Annotated in this window: 21 protein-coding genes and 1 pseudogene; 6 read left to right on the top strand and 16 right to left on the bottom strand. The window is 47.7% G+C overall.

The window, feature by feature from the left end:
* Positions 1 to 78: 78 nt before the first annotated feature.
* Together AC286M_RS33570 and AC286M_RS33575 are read right to left on the bottom strand one after the other, a co-directional pair.
* Complete coding sequence (locus AC286M_RS33570) at positions 79 to 204, bottom strand: hypothetical protein (protein WP_488208532.1); 126 nt, start codon at positions 202 to 204, stop codon at positions 79 to 81.
* Between the two features lie 125 nt (positions 205 to 329).
* On the bottom strand, positions 330 to 737 hold the full coding sequence (locus AC286M_RS33575; RefSeq protein WP_488208533.1) for a response regulator: 408 nt from the start codon (positions 735 to 737) through the stop codon (positions 330 to 332).
* A 371-nt stretch (positions 738 to 1,108) separates the two neighbouring features.
* Here AC286M_RS33575 and AC286M_RS33580 point away from each other — a divergent pair, with 371 nt between their 5' ends.
* A complete protein-coding gene (locus AC286M_RS33580) occupies positions 1,109 to 3,193 on the top strand; it encodes an ATP-binding protein (protein ID WP_488208534.1) in 2,085 nt (694 codons plus the stop codon).
* 122 nt (positions 3,194 to 3,315) lie between these two features.
* On the top strand, positions 3,316 to 3,825 hold the full coding sequence (locus AC286M_RS33585; RefSeq protein ID WP_488208535.1) for a pentapeptide repeat-containing protein: 510 nt from the start codon (positions 3,316 to 3,318) through the stop codon (positions 3,823 to 3,825).
* 122 nt (positions 3,826 to 3,947) lie between these two features.
* On the opposite strand, the pseudogene AC286M_RS33590 reads toward AC286M_RS33585, so the two are convergent.
* Positions 3,948 to 5,025, bottom strand: a pseudogene (locus AC286M_RS33590) (ISAs1 family transposase).
* 237 nt (positions 5,026 to 5,262) lie between these two features.
* On the opposite strand from AC286M_RS33590, the gene AC286M_RS33595 reads away from it, so the two are divergent.
* Complete coding sequence (locus AC286M_RS33595) at positions 5,263 to 5,664, top strand: potassium channel family protein (protein ID WP_488208536.1); 402 nt, start codon at positions 5,263 to 5,265, stop codon at positions 5,662 to 5,664.
* Positions 5,665 to 5,859: 195 nt separating this feature from the next.
* Positions 5,860 to 7,359, top strand: coding sequence for a TrkH family potassium uptake protein (locus AC286M_RS33600; protein WP_488208537.1), 1,500 nt, complete (start codon positions 5,860 to 5,862; stop codon positions 7,357 to 7,359).
* Positions 7,360 to 7,402: 43 nt separating this feature from the next.
* On the opposite strand, the gene AC286M_RS33605 is transcribed toward AC286M_RS33600, so the two are convergent.
* Together AC286M_RS33605 and AC286M_RS33610 are read right to left on the bottom strand one after the other, a co-directional pair.
* A complete protein-coding gene (locus tag AC286M_RS33605; protein WP_488202946.1) occupies positions 7,403 to 8,383 on the bottom strand; it encodes an IS110 family RNA-guided transposase in 981 nt (326 codons plus the stop codon).
* A gap of 352 nt (positions 8,384 to 8,735) precedes the next feature.
* Positions 8,736 to 10,595: a protein kinase domain-containing protein gene (locus tag AC286M_RS33610; protein WP_488208538.1), complete on the bottom strand. Its 1,860-nt coding sequence runs from the start codon at positions 10,593 to 10,595 to the stop codon at positions 8,736 to 8,738.
* A gap of 319 nt (positions 10,596 to 10,914) precedes the next feature.
* Between AC286M_RS33610 and AC286M_RS33615 the strand changes: the two genes are divergently transcribed.
* On the top strand, positions 10,915 to 11,049 hold the full coding sequence (locus AC286M_RS33615) for a hypothetical protein (RefSeq protein WP_488208539.1): 135 nt from the start codon (positions 10,915 to 10,917) through the stop codon (positions 11,047 to 11,049).
* Between the two features lie 42 nt (positions 11,050 to 11,091).
* Positions 11,092 to 11,532 (top strand): lactoylglutathione lyase, encoded by a 441-nt coding sequence (gene gloA, locus AC286M_RS33620; protein WP_488208540.1) that lies wholly within the window; start codon positions 11,092 to 11,094, stop codon positions 11,530 to 11,532.
* Positions 11,533 to 11,620: 88 nt separating this feature from the next.
* Here the strand turns inward: gloA and AC286M_RS33625 are convergent, their stop codons facing one another.
* From AC286M_RS33625 to AC286M_RS33675, 11 genes are all read right to left on the bottom strand, one after another.
* Positions 11,621 to 12,394 carry a hypothetical protein gene (locus AC286M_RS33625; RefSeq protein WP_488208541.1) on the bottom strand — a complete coding sequence of 258 codons (774 nt, stop codon included), beginning with the start codon at positions 12,392 to 12,394 and terminating at the stop codon, positions 11,621 to 11,623.
* A 414-nt stretch (positions 12,395 to 12,808) separates the two neighbouring features.
* Positions 12,809 to 13,408 carry an HpsJ-like protein, cyanoexosortase C-associated gene (gene hpsJ-C / locus AC286M_RS33630; protein ID WP_488208542.1) on the bottom strand — a complete coding sequence of 200 codons (600 nt, stop codon included), beginning with the start codon at positions 13,406 to 13,408 and terminating at the stop codon, positions 12,809 to 12,811.
* Between the two features lie 295 nt (positions 13,409 to 13,703).
* Complete coding sequence (locus AC286M_RS33635) at positions 13,704 to 14,303, bottom strand: PTPA-CTERM sorting domain-containing protein (protein ID WP_488208543.1); 600 nt, start codon at positions 14,301 to 14,303, stop codon at positions 13,704 to 13,706.
* Positions 14,304 to 14,766: 463 nt separating this feature from the next.
* Positions 14,767 to 15,906 carry a glycosyltransferase family 4 protein gene (locus AC286M_RS33640; RefSeq protein WP_488208544.1) on the bottom strand — a complete coding sequence of 380 codons (1,140 nt, stop codon included), beginning with the start codon at positions 15,904 to 15,906 and terminating at the stop codon, positions 14,767 to 14,769.
* A 19-nt stretch (positions 15,907 to 15,925) separates the two neighbouring features.
* Positions 15,926 to 17,062 (bottom strand): glycosyltransferase family 4 protein, encoded by a 1,137-nt coding sequence (locus AC286M_RS33645; RefSeq protein ID WP_488208545.1) that lies wholly within the window; start codon positions 17,060 to 17,062, stop codon positions 15,926 to 15,928.
* A gap of 348 nt (positions 17,063 to 17,410) precedes the next feature.
* Complete coding sequence (gene crtC / locus AC286M_RS33650) at positions 17,411 to 18,337, bottom strand: cyanoexosortase C (protein ID WP_488208546.1); 927 nt, start codon at positions 18,335 to 18,337, stop codon at positions 17,411 to 17,413.
* A 15-nt stretch (positions 18,338 to 18,352) separates the two neighbouring features.
* Positions 18,353 to 19,528, bottom strand: a complete 1,176-nt coding sequence (locus AC286M_RS33655) for a glycosyltransferase family 4 protein (RefSeq protein WP_488208547.1) — start codon at positions 19,526 to 19,528, stop codon at positions 18,353 to 18,355.
* An 83-nt stretch (positions 19,529 to 19,611) separates the two neighbouring features.
* Positions 19,612 to 21,060 (bottom strand): O-antigen ligase family protein, encoded by a 1,449-nt coding sequence (locus AC286M_RS33660; RefSeq protein WP_488208548.1) that lies wholly within the window; start codon positions 21,058 to 21,060, stop codon positions 19,612 to 19,614.
* Positions 21,044 to 21,970 carry a glycosyltransferase family 2 protein gene (locus AC286M_RS33665; protein WP_488208549.1) on the bottom strand — a complete coding sequence of 309 codons (927 nt, stop codon included), beginning with the start codon at positions 21,968 to 21,970 and terminating at the stop codon, positions 21,044 to 21,046. The genes AC286M_RS33660 and AC286M_RS33665 overlap by 17 nt, the downstream gene beginning before the upstream one ends.
* A complete protein-coding gene (locus AC286M_RS33670) occupies positions 21,964 to 23,091 on the bottom strand; it encodes a glycosyltransferase family 4 protein (protein WP_488208550.1) in 1,128 nt (375 codons plus the stop codon). Before AC286M_RS33670 ends, AC286M_RS33665 begins: the two co-directional genes overlap by 7 nt.
* Positions 23,088 to 24,206 carry a glycosyltransferase family 4 protein gene (locus tag AC286M_RS33675; protein ID WP_488208551.1) on the bottom strand — a complete coding sequence of 373 codons (1,119 nt, stop codon included), beginning with the start codon at positions 24,204 to 24,206 and terminating at the stop codon, positions 23,088 to 23,090. The genes AC286M_RS33670 and AC286M_RS33675 overlap by 4 nt, the downstream gene beginning before the upstream one ends.
* Position 24,207: the final 1 nt, after the last annotated feature.

The following is a 24,207-nucleotide window of genomic DNA, read 5'->3' on the forward strand; positions in this document are numbered from 1 at the left end:
TAACTTGTATCTCAGTAACCTAGGAAAGGCTATACAAGTTTCTGAATAATCCGGATGACTAAGCTGGTGTAGGTGTCGTCAGGCTTCTAGTAGCTCTAGTTCATCGGGCAAAAATGGCCGCTCATTTGCGATCGCATGAGCGACCTCTTTCGCCATGCCTTCACGACGCACAAAATACAGTCCATCATAGGTGCAACCCGACAATCGACCCAGCCTCCCCCGATGCGAACCTTTCAGATAATCTATCCTGTTTGACAGTCAGTTTGTTTCCGCAATCGGTACATGTCCGGCATCTGCCTTTAGTGGCAAAACCGCTACTACAGCGCCTATTAACGAGAACAGGGCTGCAGCTTGGAAATGACGGCTTTAAGCTGATCGGCATCGAACGGTTTGGTAAAGTACTCTGTCGCACCAGCCAAACGTCCCTGCACCTTATCAAAAGGCGTATCTTTAGATGTAATCATCACAATCGGCAGCGTTTTGAACTGTGGCAAATTACGTACGGTGCGGCACAGCTCTAATCCGTCAATTTCAGGCATGGTCACATCCAACAGCAGCACAGAAATTGGCTCATGGTAAATCAGCGACAGTGCTTCTACTGGACTACCCGTTGTGATGACCCGATATTCTGCTTCAAGGGCCTGTTTGATCAGCGTTTGAATCACTGCGCTATCATCAACTGCCAAGACAATGGGGTTTTCTACAGCATCTTTAACCATTGCCAACTTTACTCCCATAGTTTGTGGTGGACGGTGTTGGCCATCTAACCTGGCTTTTCCTGCCGACTTAATGTGCCCCGTACCCATTTGCCTCGTGCGGCCTGCAAACAAGACTTTACGCTTTGTATCAATTGCTTACTTAAGCATAAGTTTTTTGTCTTTAGAAAAGATTTAGATTGTTTACAGTTTTTCAGGTATCAAACGGGTCTGTTACCGCCCAGGGGAATGTTAGGTGTACGGATCAAAGACGTGCATTTTAGTATCACTTGAAACACATACGACTCCAATTCACAACCGTCAACAAGTTGTACTCAAAAGAAACGGACTTGCTCAACCCGAAGTGTATTGTGGGCTGATCCAATCGCTGTTTATCAGTTTGTGCCTGGTTTATGGCTGTTACTGTGCCGATCATCACCTGTGAAACCCGTATGCTGCCGTCCCCATCTGCGGCTCCTCTCCCCAACGAGATTATTGCTGATGTGGCTGAACTGCATCGGCTGAATGCGCTCAATGTTGCGATCGGACAAGCGATCGCATCTGAACTGTCATTATCTGACGTGCTGGAAGTTTGTGTAGAAGCGATTTCTAACTGTCTTCATTCCGCTTTGGTTCGGCTGTGGACATTTGATGACCACAGCCAAATGCTGGAACTACAGGCTGTGGCGGGTCAACATATTCATACGAATGAACTGCCAAATCAAATTCCGCTTGGCATATCAATTGTGGGGTTAATTGCTAATAACCGAACTCCATACCTGACGAATCAGGTGCCAGATGAAGTATGGCTACAGTCGAAAGATTGGATTTGCCAAGAGCAACTGGCCGCGTTTGCAGGCTATCCGCTAGTCATTGGCAGCCGCTTGGTGGGTGTTTTGGCCCTATTCAGTCGCCAACCGTTGAGTGCCCTCATTCATCAAGGATTGCAGTATACGGCCCACGTCATTGCCAATGTGATTGAGCGGTTCAATACTCAGCGAGAGCTAATGAATCGGCGCGAGGCCGTTTTGTTTCGGCTGGCGAGCCAGGTGCGGAGTTCACTGGATCTGGACACGATTTTGAATACGGCGGTGCAGGAAATTCGCCGCATTTTGCAGATCGATCGCTGCAACTTCCTTTGGTGTTGGCCCGATCCGAATGGGGAGCCAACGCCGGAGGGACATCCGACGCCGATGCTAGCCATTACTCATGAGGCCAAGCAGGCAGACCTCGCCAGTTTACTGGGTGATTGTGCGCCAGCACATGCGATCGCACTGGCCGATAGTTTACTGGAACTGGACATTCTCAAAGTTGACAATATCCAGCAGGAGTTGGGCATCAGCGAAGCGCTGCGATCGCAACTGCTAGATCGGGGGCTGGCATCTTATTTGCTTCTGCCGCTCGCGACCCGCTCCGGTCAGATTGGTGCCATTATTTGCGGCCATACCGACAATGTTCGTCCCTGGAGTGAAGCGGATATTGAACTGCTACAGGCTGTAGCCGACCAACTTGCGATCGCAATTGATCAAGCGGAACTGTACGCCCAAACCCGAGCGTCTGCGTTTGCGGCGCAGGCGCAGGCCAACCAAATCAGCGAAACCCTCAAAACCCTTCAGCAGGCCCAAGCCAAACTGGTGCAGAGCGAAAAAATGTCCAGCCTGGGACAGCTGGTAGCCGGAATTGCCCATGAAATCAATAATCCGGTTAACTTTATCAGCGGCAACGTGGAATATGCCCAGGATTATTTCCACGATTTGATTGGGCTGATTGAGCTGTATCAGGCCCACTATCCAGACCCCGTGGAGGATATTGCCCAATTTGCTGACGAGATTGACCTAGAGTTTTTGCTGCACGATCTGGATAAAATGCTCAGCTCTATGAAGGTGGGCACCGACCGGATTCAGAAAATTGTGCTGTCGCTGCGCAACTTTTCCCGTTTGGATGAAGCGGAACTTAAACCCGTTGATATTCATGAAGGGCTTGAAAATACCCTAATGATTTTGCACAACCGCCTGAAATCCAAGGGTCAGCAGTCGGGGATTGAAGTCACAACTCATTTTGGTGATCTACCCAAAATCGAATGCTACGCTGGCCCGCGCAATCAGGTCTTCATGAACTTGATTGGCAATGCCATTGACGCGCTAGAAGAACAGCCCGAACCGCGCTGTATCTGGATCACGACTGAAACGGACACCATTGAGCGATCAGCCAGTGCTGCAACATCTGAACCAACATTCATCGTTCGGATTCGAATTCGCGACAACGGCCAAGGCATTCCACCAGAACACAAAGACCACCTGTTTGATCCGTTTTTTACCACCAAACCCGTCGGTAAGGGAACAGGCTTAGGACTTTCGATCAGCTATCAAATTATTGTCGAGCGCCACAATGGCACATTAACCTGTGTCTCCGAACCCGGCCAGGGATCAGAATTTATCATTGAAATTCCGATGCAAAATTTTGAGGCGCTGGAAGCCGAAGAGCAAAAGAACGCTTGATTCAGATGAGAGGTCAGTTCAATATCTCTTTAAATCAGTAGTCCGATGGTGATGTAGTAATTTGCGATCGCACTTCTAATCCTTGATGATGAGTATCATCAGCCAATCATCAGGAGTCTAGAATGATGAACCTCAAACGACTAGTCAGTCTCCTCTTACTCATCATCACGATTGGCCTGGTCTATAGCCTCAATCCGCTACCTGCTTGGGCCGACTGGTCAACACCACTCAAGTTCAACCATGCCCAGGTGAAAAATCGCGACTTTGCCGGACAGCAGCTTCCCGCGACGGAATTTTCCAACGCCAATTTGGAATACACCACGTTTGAATATGCCAACCTGCGCGGTGCCTTGTTCAGCGGTTCCGTCATGACCGAGGTAAATTTTCACGGAGCCGACTTGAGCAATGCGCTGCTAGATTTCGCCACCTTCAACAGCGTGGACTTGAGCAACGCTAACTTAACGCAAGCGCTGCTGCTGCAATCAACATTTGACGACGCTTCCAACATCACAGGTGCCGACTTTACCGATGCCATTCTGGACGGTAAGCAAATTGAATTGCTCTGTCAGCAGGCAGACGGCGTGAACTCAACCACAGGCATTTCCACCCGCGCATCACTGGGTTGTCCGTAGGTGCAAACGGCCATTCGGCAATTGTTTAGCGAAACATTCTGACAGATCGCCCAAAATCCCCCTTGTTAAGGGAGACTTTGAGCTAGCGGTGGTATAGCCCCCTTGCCAAGGGCAGGGCTGATTTATTGAAAAAAGGAAAATAGACGGGGGATATCGTGGGCTAAATGCCGCAGTCCCTTGGTGATGGAGGCAAATCCGGCTTGGCGAAACAGATTGACCGCAATCGTTCGCACAATCGCAAAATTGGTCGGTGCATGACCATCACACAAAGGGGCGTGATCTTCATGAAGCACGACATCCTTTGGCCAATGCAATCGATTCTCAATGTGCCAATGAGAGCGAATGTGCTGAGCAAAGCCTACGGCATCCAACGGGAGTGAACTGATGTAGAACATGGTCTGAGTGTAAGGCTGGTTGTCACGAGTTCCGACTCGTTCGACTCGAACCATGCGCTCGACTCCAACCCAACCGGGGTCTATCCCTGCGACTGATTCCAAAACACTGACGGTACGACTTGTTTGGCGCTCACGCGTTCGTTCAACTTGGCAATCTGAACTGGTGGGTAACGATTGCTCAAACTGGGTTCGCAGATGCTCAAACAGCTTAGGTTGGTTCGGCTTGACGGCCATCAGGTAGTCATTGCCACTGGCAATAATCTGCTCAACCGTTTTTTTGAGTGTGCAACGCATCAAAACTGAAGCAAACTCCTTTGAATTGCAAGACATCTAACAAGGTCTGCACGGTGACAATCTCACTTTGCTGTTGGTTTCGCATCGATTGGAGTCCAACCACGACCCCTTGTTGCACACTGAAGGCAGAGACGACACTGACGAAGTCTTGATAACTTTGGTCATAGTCTGTGACGGTTGCCTTGATACTCTTGCCATCGGTGGCCAGTTGTTCTCCGGTTTGGGGCGCAAATGCCGTTGTTGCCCAGTCATTGAAGGCTTGACTCAGGTGTTCAAAGTTGGTTCGCACGATCACCTTGCGGATCGTTGAGTAGGCGGGCAGTCGGGTGTGAGGCAGCTCTAAACAGTCCAGCAACACCGTTTGATGCCGTTCGACGAAATCTTCAATCGCTCGGTAACCCAAGCACCCACTCATCGTTGCCATGATGATCAAAAGCAGCACGACCCACAGGGGATATCGCGGTTGAGTTCGAAAGTCTGGAATTTGCTTGAGATGGCTGATGAGGCTCATGGTTTAGTTGTTGTGCAAAAATGGTTACCTATCTCATTATCTTTTTTCTCTCATCAATAAATCAGCCCTGCTTGCCAAGGGGGCGGCGACAGCGGGGGATCGTACAACTACGCTAAACACATACACCATTCGCCCCTCCGGCGTAGCGTTGTTTCTGTCTGTAGATACTCGTATTGCTACAGACTACAAACTTATACTGCTAGGTGTTTTGCGACGTTCTTGAGTAGTGAGTTAGTTATGTATGTGATTGTCGTTGGCGCTGGGCCAGAAGGGAAAGAGCTGATCAATCTAGCCATCCAGAAAGGTCATCGAGTGGCGCTGATTGAACAAAACGAAGAGAATGCGCGGGATGTTTTGAAAGAGCATGACATCCAGGTTTTTAATGCCGATATTGCCGTGGGCGGCATTCTGGATGAAGCCGATGCCCACAATGCAGACGCCATCGTTGCCACAACCCGTGATGATGCCACAAACCTGATGACGATGGTGCTCGGTCAGGAATATGGCATTGAAACCCGCGTCAGTTTACTAAACGATGCCCATCATCGCAATCTATTTGAAAAGCTCAATGCCCGCATCCTCAACGATCCCGCAACTATCATTGCTCAACAGCTCTACAATCTTGTGACCGATGATTAGCAAGACCAATGCTATAGCCGTCGCCACTTTGGTCGAGACACTTACGAAATTCAACGTTTAAACGTTAGGACGTCTTCCGAGTTTCCCAACGTCCTAACCAATGTGACTACGGCCATAAACAGCTACAAATAAACCTCTCCCCTAGCCCCCTTTCTCCAACTCATCATCCTGTCCATATCTGCTTCTACGCTAACCGTGAATTCGTTCATCAAAACGCTATGCCACGATCTTGGCCTCCTGCTGCACATTCCCGGCATTATGGCGCTGCTGTCGCTACCCGTCAGCATCATTAGCCAAGAATATTTTGCGATCGCGCCTTTCATCCTGACAACGCTCGTTTCTATTTTCTTGGGACAGCTTCTCTATCGCCTCGGTAAAGGAGCCGAAGTCGCTCAGCTCCAGCAGTCGATGATTACCGTTGCGCTCAGCTGGGGCATTATTCCCTGGATTGGAGCAATCCCATTTGTCGCCATTGCCTATAACCTGGCCTCTCAGCCAGAAGTGCCGCCCACCGTTCTCTACTTTCAGAATTTCTGGAGCGCTTTATTTGAAGGTTTCTCTGGCTTTACCAGCGCTGGATTAACCATGACTATCCGACCCAGCCAGTTACCCCACAGTTTGCAGTGGTGGCGCTCATTTATGCAGTGGGTCGGTGGCGTCGGCGTCATCGTTCTGATGATATCGATCCTCAGTCCCAGCACCGATGCCTACAAGCTATACAGTGCCGAAGGCCGCAGCGATCGGATTGGCTTGACCCTGGGTAGAACGGTTCGGCGCATTTGGACAATCTACGCCGTTTTGACCGTCTTTAGTATTCTCCTATTCCGCCTAGTTGGGATGCCCTGGTGGGAAGCGCTAAACCATGCCATGTGTGCGATCGCAACCGGGGGCTTCAGCATTACTGACAACAGCATGGGCAGCTACGACACACCAATTCAAATCGCTGTCATGGTGGTCATGATCCTGGGCGCAATCAGCTTCTCCACCCACTACGCCTGGCTGATTCAGCGGCGACTGAGTACCCTATGGCGAGATCCGCAGCATCGGTCACTGTGGATCTTGCTGATCATTGGCACTGGCGTGCTGCTTCTGGAAAGCTACGGGTTCAGCGGCACCTGGCGAGTTGTCGATGTCGGCTTTCAGTGGGTATCGGCACTGACCACCTGCGGCTACAGTACCGAAATGATTCAGTTTTGGAGTCCCACCAGCAAGCTGATGCTCAGTACAGCCATGATTATCGGCGGTGCCGCTGGTTCAACAGTCGGCGGCATCAAGCTCAATCGCCTCAATACGTTGATGAAGGCCGTCGTCTGGCGATTCCGCCGCATCTCCTTAAAAGCCCACGAAATGCCGCGCTATCAAATTGGTGAGCAAGTCGTGCCAGAAAAGATTGCTTACCGCTGGATCGAATCCGCAGCGGTACTTCTGCTGCTGTGGCTGGGTGCGATCGCATTTGGTGTGCTGCTGCTGATTCACCGAGTCCCCAGCGAGTACAACCTGAGCGATGTCTTCTTCGAAGCCTCTTCCGCTCTGGGCAGCGCAGGCTTATCAACCGGAATTACTGGCCCACGCGCTAGCTGGGATGTCAAAGCAATCCTAATGGCATTAATGTGGATGGGCCGCCTAGAAATTATTCCCGTGCTGCTGCTCCTGACAAAGCCGTTTCAGGAGATTGTGCAGGCGATCAAGAAGTGAGGCGAGAGCGATTATCTTAAAAGTCAAGTCGAAAGGAGGTCAATTACGTCATAGCAGCCTCCGGTGGTTGCCAGTGCGTGCCGTGCTTGAGCATGGCATTGAGGATCGTCAGCAGCTTGTGCATAGCGGCAATGCGGGCGACTTTGGCTAACTTGCCACGCTGTTGCAGCCGCTCATAAAAGGCTTTGATGACAGGGTTGTAACGAACTGCAACTAGAGTGGCCATGTAGAGCATCTGCCGAACGGGTTTGCGGCCACCAAAGATCGAGCGCTGCCCTCGCTTTTGCCCACTATCGCGATTGAGCGGAGCCACCCCAACGAGAGCGGCAATTTGACGGTGTGAGAGCGTTCCTAGCTCCGGCAGCAGAGCCAACAGGGTGTTGGCAACCACCTGACCGACACCTGGAACAGAGGTCAGTTGAGCCTGGTGCTGCTGCCACTGTTGGTTGTGTTCCACTTGCTCATCAATCGCTTGGTCAAGGTCGCTGATGCGGTCTTTGAGCCAGTCGATATGGGCTTGAACGTCTTCCTGAGCGGGACCTCGCAGTCCAGCTAAACGGTTGCGCTCCATGGTGAGCATCTCCACTAATTGGCGGCGACGGGTCACCGCATCCTGTAACTGTTGGTGAGCCTCACTGGCCAACGGTCGTAGCGGAGGCTGCATCGCTTCGCCAAACCAGGCGAGGATCGCCGCATCGATTCGGTCGGTCTTAGCCAGTTGATTGGCAGCTCTGGCAAAGTTGCGAGCTTGCTTGGCGTTGATCACCGCTAGTGCATAGCCCTGCTGCTGTGCTGCAAGCGCGATGTGTCGCTCATAGCCACCTGTGGCTTCAACGATGATGCGACCCACCTGCGACGGCTTGGCCAACCGACGGGTTAAATCCTCAATTCCCTCACTGCTGTTGCTCACTCGGAAGTTCTCTCCAGACGGTCTAACATAAACATCCAGCCACCGTTTACACACATCAATGCCGACCCACTGCTTGACGGCTGATGACCTTGAGTCGGTTGATTGCGCGCACATAGTACTCTCCTTGTAGCGAATTCTAGATGGACGATACACACAACTCAGCCTTGCGTCATTCGGGATCTCTTTGTCCCTGCCGATGATCCGAGTTTGGGGTATCAAGTTGAGAGGCGACCCTGGCTCTCGCACGATGTCTCGCATCTCAGGAGGGTCGGTCTACCTCTCTTCTCTCAACATACAAGGAGTGAGGAGCAAGAGGGCTGTAGAGGCTGTAAAGGCTGTAGAGGGCTGTAAAGGGAGTCGAGGGAGGCAGAGGTGAATTTTTAGTTTTGAGTGTTTAGTTTTGAGTGCAATGATTGACTGATCAAAATTCAAAACTTAGAACTCAGCACTCAACACTTCCCTACACCTACCGCCAAACCCAAACTCTACCTGCTTGCGTAATTACTACCAAAGCCTCGCCATCGGCACTAAACGCCAATACCTCAACAGCAGCATTACACTCCAAAACCGCCTGCCTCTCACCCGTCACCAAGTCCCACAGCATCACCGTTTGATCAGGACTGCCTGTGGCAAGAACTATCCCGTTTGGATGCAGTGCGATCGCACTGACGGGCAGCGCATGGCCGCGCAGCGTATGCCTGATGCCACCTGTGTTTGGATAGCGTACCTGCACCGTCATATCCCAGCTTGCGGTGATCAGCAGTGATGGTTTTTCAGCGTGGTTATTACCTGGGATGGACGTAAATGCGATCGCACTTACGCTGCCCTGATGTCCCGTCAGCGTCCGCAAACGTTCCTGCGTAGACAGCAACCAGATATTGACTTGCCCGCTGGCATCGGCACTTGCTAAATATTGACCATCGGGACTAACTGCGATCGCAGTCAAGTCCGCTGCATGTCCGGCTAGCGTCTGTACCAATGTGCAATCCGGTAAGCGCCAAATCTGTAAGCTGCGATCGCGACTAGCGCTGATCAGGAATTTGCCATCGGGACTGTAAATTAGCGCTTCAACTAGACTTCCCGTATGGCTTAGCACGGTTGGTGTAGTAAGTAGCTCAGGCCATAATCGAATACTGGCGTCCCAACTGCTGCTGGCGAGGCTGGTTCCATCCGGACTGTAGGCTAGAGCGGTAATCGCTTGCTGATGGGCAATGTGCGATCGCACTATTTCACCTGTTTGCACATCCCAGATTTGAATCTGTCCGTCTTCTAATCCCAGGGCAAATTGGTTGTGAATGGGATGGGAGGCTAGACAGCAAATACGAGAGGGGAGAGGAGAAAAGGTTGATGGGGAGAGGGTTAATGGTTGATGGTTGATGGAGTGCGTTGAGACGGTGGGGGATGAGGGGGGAGGCAGGTGAATCTTGAGCTGGGTCAGTTCAGGGAGCATTGCTTCTATGGATGGGTAGCGATCCTGTATAGCCATTGCTACGCATCGTTCCAGCAGATTTATTAGTGGCTCACTCACGTCTACGACGACACTGCGCCAGTGCCAAGCTTGGGCTTTCACGTCCCACAGATCAAAGGACGAAAGCCCTGTCAGCAGATGCATACAGGTCACACCCAGACTGTAAATATCGCTGGCAAATATGGCCTTACCCCGCAGTTGCTCCGGAGCCGTATACTCCGCATCACCTAATATTGTCCCCGTTCGCTTTAAGCCGGAATCCGTCGTGTACTTAGCTACACCCAAATCGGCCAGTAGCCAATGGTTTGAACCTGGTGGCTGAATCAAATTACTGGGCTTAATATCGCGATGAATAACCCGGTGCTGATGCAGCGTATGCAGAACAGGCAAAACCGACTGCAACAGTTGACAAATCTGAGCTTCACTAAACGTTCCCTCTGCCTGAAGCTGCTGTTCCGCCGTTTGTCCGTCAATAAAGGCTTGGACAATAAACTGAGTGCGATCGCGCTCAAAATAGCCGTATACCTCAGGAATCTTGGCTAAGCGACTCACCGCATCAAGCGCCACAACCGTTCGTCGCACGGTTTCCATTGCCTTCGCCTGAGCCAGTTTCGTCTTCTCTCGGCAGGTAAACGCTTTGATCAAGCACTTGGGCTTAGCAATCCGCGACCTGTCCCATCCCATGTAGGTGCGGCTCGATTGCCCCTGCCCCAATGGCTGCACGGCCTGGTAGCGATCGCCCAACCGCAACCGCCAACCACAGGCTAAACAAAATCGGCCAGAATCCGGATTAATGGGACGCTGACAATCAGGATTCATGCAGTAAGTCATACCATCGGCATAGAGAAACTCTACCAAAGTGCATTGACAGAGCTCTTCAGATCCACTGCCTTTACAAAAATCAACAACCGCGAATACATTAAAGGAATATAAAGTCTAGTGTGTTCCTGTTAATGAGTTTGCCTAACGTCCTGAAATCGTCACAGCTATACGAGTTTAACTTCTATGCTGATGCCCATATCTACCGGGGAGCCATCTATCAGGGTGACCTGTTCAAACTAGTGGGCACCTATTCAGCCTCGCAATCGAAAAAAGCAATCAGCTTAGCTCGCCACTTTGAATGCCAGAAAACACAGACCGTAATTTCTAAAAAGAGACAGGTGAGTGGTACGTTTGGGTGGAAATTCGCTCCCTGATTGAACCCACACCGCTGGCTCGGTTAACCATTCAGGATCATCAGTCTGCCCTTTGTGGCGAGGAGGTTGCTTCCCCAACCTTTTCGATGACGCCTCAAAATCTGATGTCGGCTTAAAGCTAGCTAAAATTGAAAGCGTAGAAATTGGCGGAATTGACTATGCGAATGCTACACACCATGCTGAGGGTGAAAGATCTAGAGCAATCCCTTCAGTTTTACTGTGATGTTCTGGGTATGAAACTGTTGCGCCAAAAGGATTATCCCGGCGGCGAGTTTACGCTGGCCTTTGTTGGCTATGGCAATGAAGTCGATCATACTGTCCTGGAGCTGACCTACAACTGGGGCAAGGACGACTATGAGCTAGGCGACGCCTACGGACATATTGCCATTGAAGCCGATGATATCTACGGCATGTGTGATGAAATTCGGCGCAAAGGCGGTCAAGTGGTGCGCGAACCCGGCCCCATGAAGCATGGCTCGACGGTCATTGCCTTTGTTCAAGATCCCAACGGCTACAAGATTGAGTTAATTCAGAAAGGCTCCCAGGGCTTCAACCAAAGCCAGCAAAGCGAAAATCCGGAACTTGCAACCAGCACATAGTGAACGTGAATTTGGAATTAGCATTTTGGAGGTTCGTGCGCCGCACGAACCTCCAAAATGCTTGTAGACTCAATTGTTTCTTAGGTTTCTAAAGCTCAAGGATTTCCGGTGATCGTGGGGTTTCGAGGTTAAAGGCTTTCTGGACTGCATCCGCTTGGGTAAAGTCGGTATTGCCTTTCCAATGCTCAAATGCAACTAGCTGCCGCATTCTCAGCATCATTTCGGCTCGCGTTAGTCCCTCTTCATAGAAGTAAATTGGGATCTGCTCAATTTCAGAAAAGGGTTTGTTTGACTCTCTTTCTAGGAAAATGTTGACCGCATCAATTTGATCAGCTTCGTTTTCATACTTGGCTCTAATAGCTGCAATCTTCTCTTCCAGTGAATTTTCGCTGATAATATCGACGCGGCTGTCATCATCAAAGAAATGATTCAGTCCTGGATGCACCGTTGTTTCATTGGCATCATCTGCTTCAGCCGCAAAAAGCTTGTTCACAATCCGCAGGTAAATCACCTCTGCTGCACGGCGCGGCACCTTGTCATCAAAGAATTTCAGCGCTGCCAGTGTCCGCTCAATAGAGTGCAGGTCTAAAAACATCAGGTCATCCTGAAAGCCAAATCGCCCCAGCACGACTGGCCGATATTCTTTTGGCATGGCTGTCGCTGAGGTCGGTAAATCAATCGATTCCGCCTCTTTGCTGTAGAGCCACACCCACTGCTGACTGGCTTCGTCATAGCGCACACACTTCAGCCGCTCCAGCTTGGTCATGAGAATCTTCTCGTACTTCACTCGATAGTAAAGCCGAATGGGCATATAAGCTTCCCCAGTCAGCGTGCTGAGCAGCGTTTTCTTGACTTCCTTCATGTTCCCTCTGCTGTTGCATCTGCGATCGCACATCTTGCCCCGAACCCAGGAGATTCATTTTGTCGGTGCAAGAAGTTAAACCTTCACCTGAAAACTGCGCTCCACCTGGGAAAATGATATAGCAGTCGTCACCAAGGTTGGGTCAGTCGCTGATTACCATTTTGTCCCAAAAAGCAGAGAGTGGATTTTGTCATTCTATTACGACGGCAAAATTCACTCTCTGGTTCTAGATTTACAAAACGCCACGTCTCTGCTAGGCGGTGAACATTATGCTGAGAGGGAGTTGATTTAGACTTTTGGGAGTGACTGTCAACAAAGGCCATGATCACGTAGTAGTAAATCGCAAACAGAATTGTGGCAAGAAATTACCGCAACAGATTGCTTCTAGATAACAAGTAGTCAGTAATTCTCCTATTATTCTTTGTTTGGATGTAGGCCGTATTTTCCTAAACCGATAAGAGCCATTCCTACAACTAATAGATTTCCAATACTCGAAATACCTGATTTTGCTAAACTTGTGTTAGCACTTTTCTTTAGATTGTCTATTTGATCTGTTAATAATATTCTCGCCCGCTCTAGATCTTCAGGCGTAATATTAGATCCACTAGATAGATTGACTTCGGCTTCTTGGATTTGAGTTTGAATTGTTGCGGCTTGCGTATCAATATTTTGAAGAGTCTGGTCACGCAATATCAGGCTGTCACGTATAACAAACACACCAGACAATAGGAACGCAACACCAACTGCGAGGCTAACGATGGCTAATTGCCGCCTAATCTGGCGCACTTGAATCAGGCCATACATTAGTAGTGCTAGACCAAACAGCAGAATGATACTCCAATCGCTAACTTGTTGTAACAACCCAACTCGCCATTCAAGGCTCCTAAGGGTTGGGGGAAAAACTAAAGTTATGACATCAACAAGAAATCCTGCCAAGCAGGCAATACCGACGATGCGGCACAGTCCTTTCGCGCTGTAGATACCGGAAAATGAGCGCACTGAAGTAGTAGCCATATTTAAACCGATGTTTCAAAGTGCAAGTTAGGCAGCAGATAGCTCTGTGACTAAAGCGATGGGCAATAGACAGGTGCTCTATCTTTCTATTTATTCAATGGTTTAAGTATTTGACCGGGCGTAGGTTTTAAAGCTTAGATAAAGATGCGAGACACATTATGAAGCCCATGCAACCTCAACTTGAAGAATACTGTGCGTAATGAAATTAGCTCCTTGACTCTCAAAGAATCCAAGGAGCTAAGCATCGTGATGAACTAACAGAAGCTACGCCAATGGCTTATAACCTACTACTAAGTTAAGCTTCCTGAGTGGCTTTCTGCCTATGTTTGCGCCAAGCGGCTGCTCCCAAACCGATTAAACCAGGTAATAGAGCAGGTGTTGGAATTTTGGTGCCATCAGATGTGATCGTGACGGAGTAAGAGCGTACAGTACCACTATCTACACCTTGAGTTGTTAATGCTCCCAAACCAATTGTTCCATCTTTGAAAAAACCTGCAAAGTCATATTTTTCTTCGATGGAGTCATAGAGAAATGAGGTCAACGTAAAATCGAACTTGTCTTCGCTAAAATCAAGCCATTTATTTACATTGCCGGACAGAGGAATCGAATCTAGGTCTTTAACTATGCCACCCATGCCACGTAGGCTGCTAAAACCACCAGTCGCATTGGAGACAAAGATGTCGCCAACCTGCTTATCACCCTCGTCGGCATCGCTGAGGATTGGAAATGCAGAACCCGGATCAGATGTATAAAATTCAATCCTATTTGGATATGCTTCAGCATTCCAAACAAGATCTAACTGTCCCTTTAATCCTGCAGCATTAGCTGGAGCTGAAACTACAAACAGTGCCGTAGAAGCGGCTAGTGGTACTACGCCAATATTTTTCAATTTCATGAAATCTACCTTTTATGCATGAAGTAAACTCAAGCGATCCTAATTACACTTGTAATTGATAGGTAGAGCACGTACGGTAGATTACACCATAGATATTGATCGAAGATTTGATTTTCAATCAAGTTGAAATAACACAAACTTAATCATAGACGATGGTAAAAGCAAGATGCGAGCATGTTCATGATTACTTTAAAATCGAGCAACTAGAGCTCGAAAAGATGGAAAAACAGTAGCAAAGTTCATAGGTAGCATTAAAGCCTAAGAGCTGATTTCTTAAATCGCCAAAACCTTCTGACAGCAAAACTTCCGGGGAAGTCGGTCATAAGTACTGCCACCGCCTGAGATTGCTGCCATGAAAAGGGTTCAGTTTTCTTAAGTTTAGTTTATAAATCAGCTCTAAGTTTACTGAAAAACAAGGTACAGCAACTTGTATCCATGTATGGGTACTAGGTTGTATAACTGCTTAAACTAGAGCTTGGTATAGTAGATCTATAATCTGCTTATTTGTTTTTGCTATATCAAAGTACGCACGAGCATACGTTTTTGCATTATTCGAGATAGTAGTAGATTCTGCTGAAGAACGATAGCAGTGCAAAATAAGATCTGCTAGTTCTTGAAAGTTACCGGATGAGCAAAGCCAGCCTGTTTTACCATGCTCAATTAGCTCGACTGCTCCACCTGCTGCGGCTGCGATCGCAGGTCGGCCACAGAGCATGGCTTCGACAATGACGCGGCCAAAGGGTTCTGGAGCGGTAGAGGTGTGAGCTACGACATCGCAAGCATGCATTAAGGCAGGAATGTCGTGACGGAATCCGAGAAAGTGAATGCGATCGCGCAAGTCGTAAGCTTCAACCAGCCGATGCAGTTCGTCCACATAATCCTGCTCACCAAACAGCGCATCGCCTACTAAAATCGCTACAACATCTTCTGGGCAATGCCTTAACGCTTCAATCAAAACATGTTGACCTTTCCAAGGAGACAGGCGACTAAAACTGCCAACGATAAACTTATCTTTCAGTCTTAATTCTTGTCGAATCTGCTCGGCTTGACTTTCTTGAACTTGATACTGCTCGGGACAGAATCCGTTGTAGACAACATGCACAAGTTTAGCCTGTCCACCTGCTGCAATAAACGCCTCACGGCTGGCCTGTGAATTAGCAATCACTAAACCTGCTCGATTGGCCAGCGCAATCATAATGCGACGATTGATAGCGCTGAAGTGATCGGCAGAAATAATATCGTGCAGGTGATAAACCAGAGGGCGACGACTGAGTAAGCTAGCCAGGGCACCGACAATTAAAGCCTTGGGAGTATTGGCGTATATAATGTCGTAGTCCTTGGCTAGACGAGCAATGCGCTGAACTAACGGCAGAATTTGGCCCATGCTGCCAAGGCTTTGAATAAAACCGCTTTCTTTTCGGACTTTGATTGCAGTCTGAGTTAATACCTGCACCGGAATCTGCTCAGCTTCTAACCGCTGCAGAAAAGGGCCGTCACTGAGCAAACCGACTAAAGCAGCATCAGCAAAGGGTTTAACAATATCAAGTAGGCATAGCTCTGCGCCGCCCAGCTTCCCACTTTGATCTAGAAATAAGATTCGCATTACTAACGTGTAATAAGCTTTATTTAAGTAAGACCTGTTTGACTTGTTCAGCAATATTGGGCCAATAAAAACGAGTAGATGCGTAATTGCGGCAGGCGTTGCGATCTCGTAGCTGCACATTTCCAGAAAGGATATCTGTCAACGTTTGAGCTATGGCCTGATCGCTAGTAGATGCAGTAATCAACTCTGGAGAAAAATCAGAAATAACCTCAGGCATGCCGCCTACGGGAGTACAGAGGGCAGGAGTACCGCTAGCTAAAGACTCTAGAATTACTAGACCAAAGCCTTCTAACGATTGGCTGGGCATAATAGTTAGGTCAGCAGCCTGATAGGCAACGGGAAGCTGCTCGTCGGGTAAAAAACCTAGAAACTTGACTTGCTGGTTGAGCCCTAGTTCAGTAGCTTGACGTTCTAAGGTATCACGCAGAGGCCCTTTACCTGCGAGCGCAAGCCACACTTCCTGCTGATGAGATTTAAGTTGTGAGATCGCGCTGAGTAACTGACTCAACCCCATGCGGTGAACCAGACGACGGGGGGTAAAGAGAATGAATCGGTCTTTGGGCCAGCCAAGCTTTTCGCGGGCCTGTCGGCGAGACAGATCATTGCGAAACCTCTGAACATCTACCCCGCCGGGAATGACGTAGATTTTTTTCCAGGGAACACCATATTCTTGATGCAGAATTTCGCCGAAGGCTTTGCTGAGGACGATAAAGCGATCGCAGCGGCGATAGACTAAGTTTTCCATTTGCTGCTTGAGCCAAACACTGAGCTTGCTGCCGCCTTCCCTGGCGCTTTCGATGGCCCAGGGACCGTGGAAGGTGCAGGTGATGGGAACATGCTTTGGCAGGTGGGGCAGGGCTGCTAGACCATACAACGCAAAGTGGATGTTGATGGCATCCGGTTGGGAAGATGAAATGGCATGCGTATTGCGATAGGCAGAATAAAGCCGTTGCCCAAGAGAGGTGTCAGGGTCGGCAAGATTCGTCAGATGAATCGAAGGAACTGAACTGTTCTGGGGTAGGCCAATGCCAAATAAGTCAATCTCGGTGTCTGAGGCTGCCAGGGTATGAACTAGTTCATAGATGTAGCGATCGAGGCCTCCGGGATGGGTGGGAAACCAGTTGTTCCCAATCACGGCAATTTGTTTAGAGAGCATTATATAAAGTCAAAGTTAGAGAGTTTCAATACATACTTCGGCATTGATCAGCGAAATCCGTAAGGCAGATAAGAATTCTTGGTAATTAATTTGCGGAAGCACGCCACGTTAGGACGGATGCGCTAGACAAATCCGTAACGCACCCCACGAGGGAATGATTTGCCTTAGCTTAGGACGTGGATTGAATAACCTGTGTAGTAGCGCGTCTACAGTAATTTGCTGAGTAAATCCAATACTTGTTGAACGAGATATCAATAACCTGATGAATTTCTTTATCCAATATTTTAGACCTGCCGCGCTACTACAATCTTTTCATCAGCATTATTCCGATCGAGCGTTAGTCAGAGATTAATTAGCCACAGTTTTAGAGGAACTATGATGATGGTAAATCGCCATGATGATGTAGTAGTAAGCTGTAAATAAAATGCCGGAGAATATTTGCCCTCCCCAAGCACCATGCCAAAAATCAAAAGACTCTTGCCCCCAATAGACTGCTGCAAAAGTAAGGAGTACAATGCGAGGAATATTTAGCAGTAAAGCCAGTCCAATACCAATCACCATGGCCAAGGCAATTCGTTGCCAACGCTGTTTCATAAATATGCCCAGCAGTAGACTACAGGCAGCTACTGAAAAGGCCATGTCAAAGCCGGAACAACCTGAACCCACTAGAACAGAACCTAACGGTAAATTGATATATTGTCCTGCTGCTTGAGCTGGCTGACCAATCCAGTTCAGTACGATGCTGCCCATCTGAGCCATAATGTTTTCAAGCAAATTAGGGCCAGTAATAAACATAAAAATATAGTTAGACAAGAAAGCCCAATCAGGATAAATGCTAGCTAGAAGCATGCTGCACGATAATGGATAGTCTTTAAAGATATCGGCCCCAAAAGTACTTATCAATGAACCGCTGACAATAGTGATAACAATTAAAGCTCTTAATGAAGAAGATTCTATTCCGAATAGCAGGCTGATTGTCCCTACAATAATCAAGCAGTAACCGACAAATTGATCATCATACAAAGATTTTTTCTGGGAAAGTTGGCTACGATTCTGCCAAAATTTGTTTGCAGCCAAATAGATGAACCCAGCATTGAGTAAAATTGTTGATTTTCCTTTAATGAACGTTATTTTGTATAAAATCGATATCCATGTCGGCACATAAATTAGCACACCAATGAGCGCCAAAATCATGAACTTGCCATGATGTGTCGATAAAAGCTGGCTGATCAAACGTTTACTATATGCAAGATTTCTTTTGCTCATGAGGACCATAGTGATGAGGGGAAATTATTTTTTCATGACTGCTTTATAGGCATCTATTGTTGAACGAGTCATCTTCTCCGCTGTAAACTTTTGTTGGGCGTACTTGAGTGCATTTTGAGACATTTCATTTTTGAGATGCTCGTTTTGGTATAACGTTTTGATACAGAGGGCCAAAGTTTCGGACTCATCAAAGGGAATCACGAAACCATTAACTTTGTCTTGAATTTGATCCACCGCTCCCGCCGCAGGAGTCCGAATAGGAACAACTCCACACAACATGGCCTCAGGGATTACCCAACCAAATCCTTCTCGCTTGCTGGGCAAAACCAAAATATCAGAAGCCCATAATACTTTGCGCGGATCGGTAAATCCTAAAAATTTAACTAAATGGTCAATGCCAAGCTGCTCTGGTATGGCTTCAATGTGGCTTTGATGGTCGCCACCTGTGCCAGCACAAAGGACTACCACTTCTAAAGACTGTTTGTGGAGCTGGGCAACAGCTTCAAAAAGGGTTTTATGACCTTTGACTGGGTCAAGTCGACCAATAATAGAAACAACTTTGGTCGTATCATTTAGACCAAAAAAAATGCGCGTATCCCTCCGTTCCTCATAAGACGGGGGGCGAAAGTGGGTGTCATCTACTCCATGGTTAACCAAACTAATCTGATCCTGTGAAATATGAAGGCTTGTCTGATATGCTTGTTTGACCTCAGTACTAATTGCAATGAAATGATTTCCTAAAAATGATTTAAAGTACTTATTAATTCTAGATGAAAATTTTACTGAGCTGCTATTAATATTGGGTTCTATTCTTGCTGTGGATACGAAAGGGACCCTCTGAGAAAAGCGAACAAAATTTGCATAGGGACAAAGCGAGAGAGAATGAATATTAATAACGTTTGGTTTGAAGGTCGCTACAACCTGATTTAATTTCATCAAAGCCCGAAAAGCAGAAATTGGGTCTTTGATTGGGGATTCATGTTCCGGAAAAGGAACAAAAAAATGCTTGAGTCCCTGTGCCTCAAACCAACTAGGTCCTCTTAGTGCACCTTTTTCTGATAAATCTTCTGTCATTGCAGATGCGAGGCCAACCTCCCAACCATATTTTTTTAACCCTTGAGTAAGCCTAACTAAACCAACCGATATACCTTCATCTCCCCAGAGATAGCGGACGATAAATAGAACGCGAAGTTTAGACATGCTTACCTTCCTTGATTGTAATGAATAGATTTCTTGGGAAATTGGCTTTTCTGATATTTGACCTAAGTTCTTAAGTGATAAAACTAGCCCCGATCTAGAAAGTTTGAATGATGTTTAGCATATTTTTGGGCAGCGAGTCCCAGCCCTGCAAACCCCCAGAACAACATCCCCGGCATTAAGATGAGAACATTACTAAAAGGCAAAGATACAAATACGCTGATGACAATTGCACGTGCGGCAGTTGCAAAAGGATCATGGATATTAGCTTGATCTCGAAATAAACAGTAGAAAGTCAATACGACCGCAATCACATAAGGGATGAAGCCAACCCAACCGAGAATTGCTAATACACTCATAAAACCAGCATCGACGATACCTTTCCCACCCATGCCGCGACCGATAACATCGGTGATAACACTGTCAAAGACTTGTCCATAAAGTTCCAACCTTTCATTGGCACTATGGTCATTATTAATATCAGCAAATGTTTGCAGTCTTTGTATTACCGCTTGTGCTTCAGGGGTGGAATTTGCCAGAGCAATCAAAAAGATTCCTAAGACAAAGAAAGTTAAAATTAGGCGAAGTTGAAAACTTGATTTAATAGATATAAAAAAGCTGGTAAGGCCGACCGCAAAACCTAACCAAGCACCACGAACTCGTGCTAGCAAGAATGAGACTAGACCTGCTAAAAGTGCTGGAAAACCTGGATCTTTAGGTTTTGAAAACAGTACTAAAAGGCAGGCCATCATTGCATATGAAAATGTGAATGGGTAATTGAGCGTGCTCCATACGCGAATTCTAAACGGTTCTGGCCATCCACAACAAAACTGTAAATCTTCTGCATTACGGAGCCAGAATTTATCCCAATCTGGTGCAACGGCATACTGATATATACCGTATAAGCCCATGATCACGACTCCCCAGTAAAAGACTCTGTAAATATTATTTTTAATTTCAGGATAGCGTCTCCAATTGACTAAGAAATAAACTCCTAAAAAAATACCAACCGACCAACTCAGAAAAGCTTGACCGATGTCAACAATCGCATAGCCTTTGACGAAACCCACAAGGAGTGAGTAAGTGATGCTGGCAAAGGCTAATACGAAAGGAGTTCCCCCCTCCTGTACGAGTACGGGCAGCTTTTGGACAAACTTTAGTGCGGTAATTCCCGTAACTAAGTAAGGGGCAAGAATAATCAACCTTAGACCTGGATCAGTCCAACCGCTTTGGTACTCTACGACTCGGGCAACAAAGGGGGAGAGGAACCAGAGCCACCAACTAAATCCTAAATATAAAATTGAATACTGAGAATATAGGAAAAAGGCGATCAAAGTTGCTAAAGCAGGAAAAATATAGTTAAGAGGGCTGCTGATCCTAATAACTAGCATTCCTGCTGTAATGATTACAATTCCTAGGATTGGCGTCCATGCTTCAATTGGCTTAAAAAGCCGATGTTGCTCTTGGGACTCTTGAGTCGTAATTGAGTGCATGAGTTTTTTGCGGTAAAGCGAATAACTATCGGGCTGCTGCAAAGGATTTTCTGGCTAGCCAGCGACCTTTTATAGTGGCGATATATTTATTCCACGCCAAAGCACGTTCCTTGGGAAAAAATCTAAGGAGTTGTACAAAACCAAAGGATTGCCTGGTGCCAACCGCGATCGCCCATACGAAAAATATCTGCCTGTTTAAGAAGGGCAGGTGTTCCATCAATATGAGGGTTTCATTAAAAGCGGTATTACTCGTCGCCTGAAAGTCAAAGGTCTGTCGCTGGTCTTCGTCAAACCGAATGGCGGGGTAATGGTCGACAGCTACTTTTGGGTCGTAAATGAGTTTCCAGCCTGCTCGCCTGAGTTGTAGACAAAATTCAAGCTCGAAGTGGACTTGAGCACCCGTGCCTCGCATTCGTTGGTCGAACGATAATCCTTGGATCGCCGCTTTACGAAAGCTCATGTTGACCCCTTTCAAGATGTCAACTTCACGGGCTTCACCGATGCCAATGTGATGGTTGCCTATAGCTCGACCAAACCAGCTCAACCGCCCAACTTTTGTGGCAGCCCCATCTTCCAAAGTGTCGCCATGATAGACGTAGTCTCTACCTCCCACACCGCCTATTTGCTCATCGGCTAAATAATGCTGCTCAATGCGTTCTAGCCAATCTGGATGAGGGACGGAATCATCGTCAGTAATAGCCAAAATATCGCCTTGGACGGTCGCAAGTCCGGCATTCATAGCTGCAATTACCCCAGGAATGTTGATTTCGACCGTGTGTATAGGGAGTTGAGGAGCATCTAGGGTTTTGAGCACTTCCCAGGTTTCAGTATCGGTATCACGGATAGTGACTATTACCTGATCAGCTTGGCGAGTTTGCTGGGTCAGTGCTGCTAGACATCGTAGGAGGTCTTGAGGACGCCGATAAGTTGGGATAAGGACTGAAATCAACATGAGGTCGCAAGTTGTTCAAATTGATCTACATAGCGTTGGGCCATTTGATGCCAGCTATGGTCTTCAGCGATCGCCCTTGCCTTTAACCCCATGGCTTGGCGCTGTTGAGCATGACGGGTCAAGTCGTGCATCTCTTTTGTCAGGGTCAAAACATCGTCCGGATTAGCCAAAACAATGCCAGCCTGGGGAGTCAGTAGTTCAGCGACGGGGGTAGCTGAGCTAGTAATGACGGGAATCCCGGAAGCCATTGCTTCCAGAACGACGAGGCCAAAGGTTTCATAGCGGGATGGAAATACCAAGAAATCACTGGCTCTCATTAAGTCGGGGATGTCACGGCGATATCCCAAGAAATGAACCCGTTGGTCAACGGATAGATGACGGGCGAGTTCGGGATAGGGACTACTGGTTACATTACCCACGACGGCTACATGCAAATCCGGAACGTTTACTAAGGCTTTAAGAACCGAATCAAGATTTTTACGAGAGGAGCGAATGTCGCCGACGAAGATTGCTAGGGGTACTGACGCAGGGAGTCCTAACGCTGTGCGATCGCCTTCTCCTGGATAGAACTCTTGGGTATCGACCCCGTTATAAATGACCTGTAGGCGATCGCGGTCAATACCCATAGCCAACAGGTCATCACGGACCTGAGCCGATACTGCAATTACTCGTTTGGCTTGGGCAAATGCCCGACGTTCCCAGCGGGCATTTAAGGCTGTATATAACCACTGATAAAGACTGTAAGGATCTTTTTGCTGTTGCCAGATGTGAGCGGGCGACTGGAGCCAAGCACTATGGACAAAGTGAGCAGCGTTGACATCTCCTGGTGTCCAGGTAATCGCTCCATTAACTTTGACAAGGTCAAACTGGCGACGATGTTGCTTGAGCCAGCGAGCAGAGTGATTGGCAAAGTGTAGATTACGCAACAGTTCAGTCGGAATCTTATCAACTTTAACGGGAACCCAATTAAATCTCTCATGAGTCTGAAGAGCATCGGCCACTTGACTCGCGACAGCCGTGACTTGGTGTCCGCGTTGAAGTGCTTCTTGGGTAACTTCGTAATTAACTCGGCCCTGTCCATCGCCGGGGGCGACTTTGTGAGTAACGATGCAGAGTTTCATGAGTCGAGCGCCTGCTGCAATACAGCCTCAATACCGTCGATCGTCTTGTTAATAGAGAAGTGGTTAACCACATGTTGGCGGCATCGGTGAGCAAGATCAGGGTCTGTGTCTCGCCAATGAATAACGGATTTAAGTTTGTGGCAAAGTTCTACTTCATCCCCTCGAGTAAAGAGCCAATCGCTGAATTCTCCAGTGAGAATTTCGGGAATCCCGCCGACTCGGCTGCCTAGCGAAGGGGTACCACAGGCCATCGACTCGATGATGACGCGACCAAATGCCTCTAACCACACACTGGGTAAAACATTCACATCGCTCAGTTGATATATCTGCTTTGTGTTGGATAGATGGCCTAAAAATCGAACATGCTCAGCCACCCCTTCCTGCTGAGACAACGTTTTGAGGGCTGTCTGATAGGTTTCTCCTGAGAATAGAGGCTTGCCAGCGATCAGGAGTTTGGCATCAATGCCCGTTTTTCGTAACAACGCAAAAGCCCTAATCAACGTTTCAAGACCTTTATCGGTCTCAATACGGCCCACATAGGAGATGACTTTTTCATGGGGGGCAATGTCCCATTGTTTCCGCAACTGCTGAAGAGAGTCTGAAGGGGCAAATTTAGCGGTGTCAATACCGTTGTAGACGATATCAATTTTAGAATTAGGAATCTTGAGTGTTTTATACCAATCGGCTTTTACAACATCGGATATTGCAATGTAGCGATCAATTTGGGTCAGAGTAAGCGATTGCTTAGCCTTTTTGACGACTCCTTTTTCTGTAGAGGCATGAAGTCTTAGGTGACAGACAAAGGGGCGTCTGCGGATGCAAGCCAAGCTTGAGCCGAAGAAAAAATTATCGTACTGGTTACTGTAAATAATGGAATCTTGTTCAACTGGAATGCTTAAAACATCTTTCAAGAAATTTGGGTTGAACTTATAGCCCTTTATCTGAATGATGGAATCACAAAACTCGAGGTAAGGCTGTAACTGATCTCCTGCTTCTTCATATAGCAGTGTGATTTTGTGACCTCTATCAGCTAGGCAGTGAGATACGTCAAACAAGCTTCGTTCAAGTCCGCCACGCTGAGTTGAGAGATAGCTGGCTAACGTAATAATTCTCATA

The organism is Thainema salinarum CENA647, from assembly GCF_057732415.1.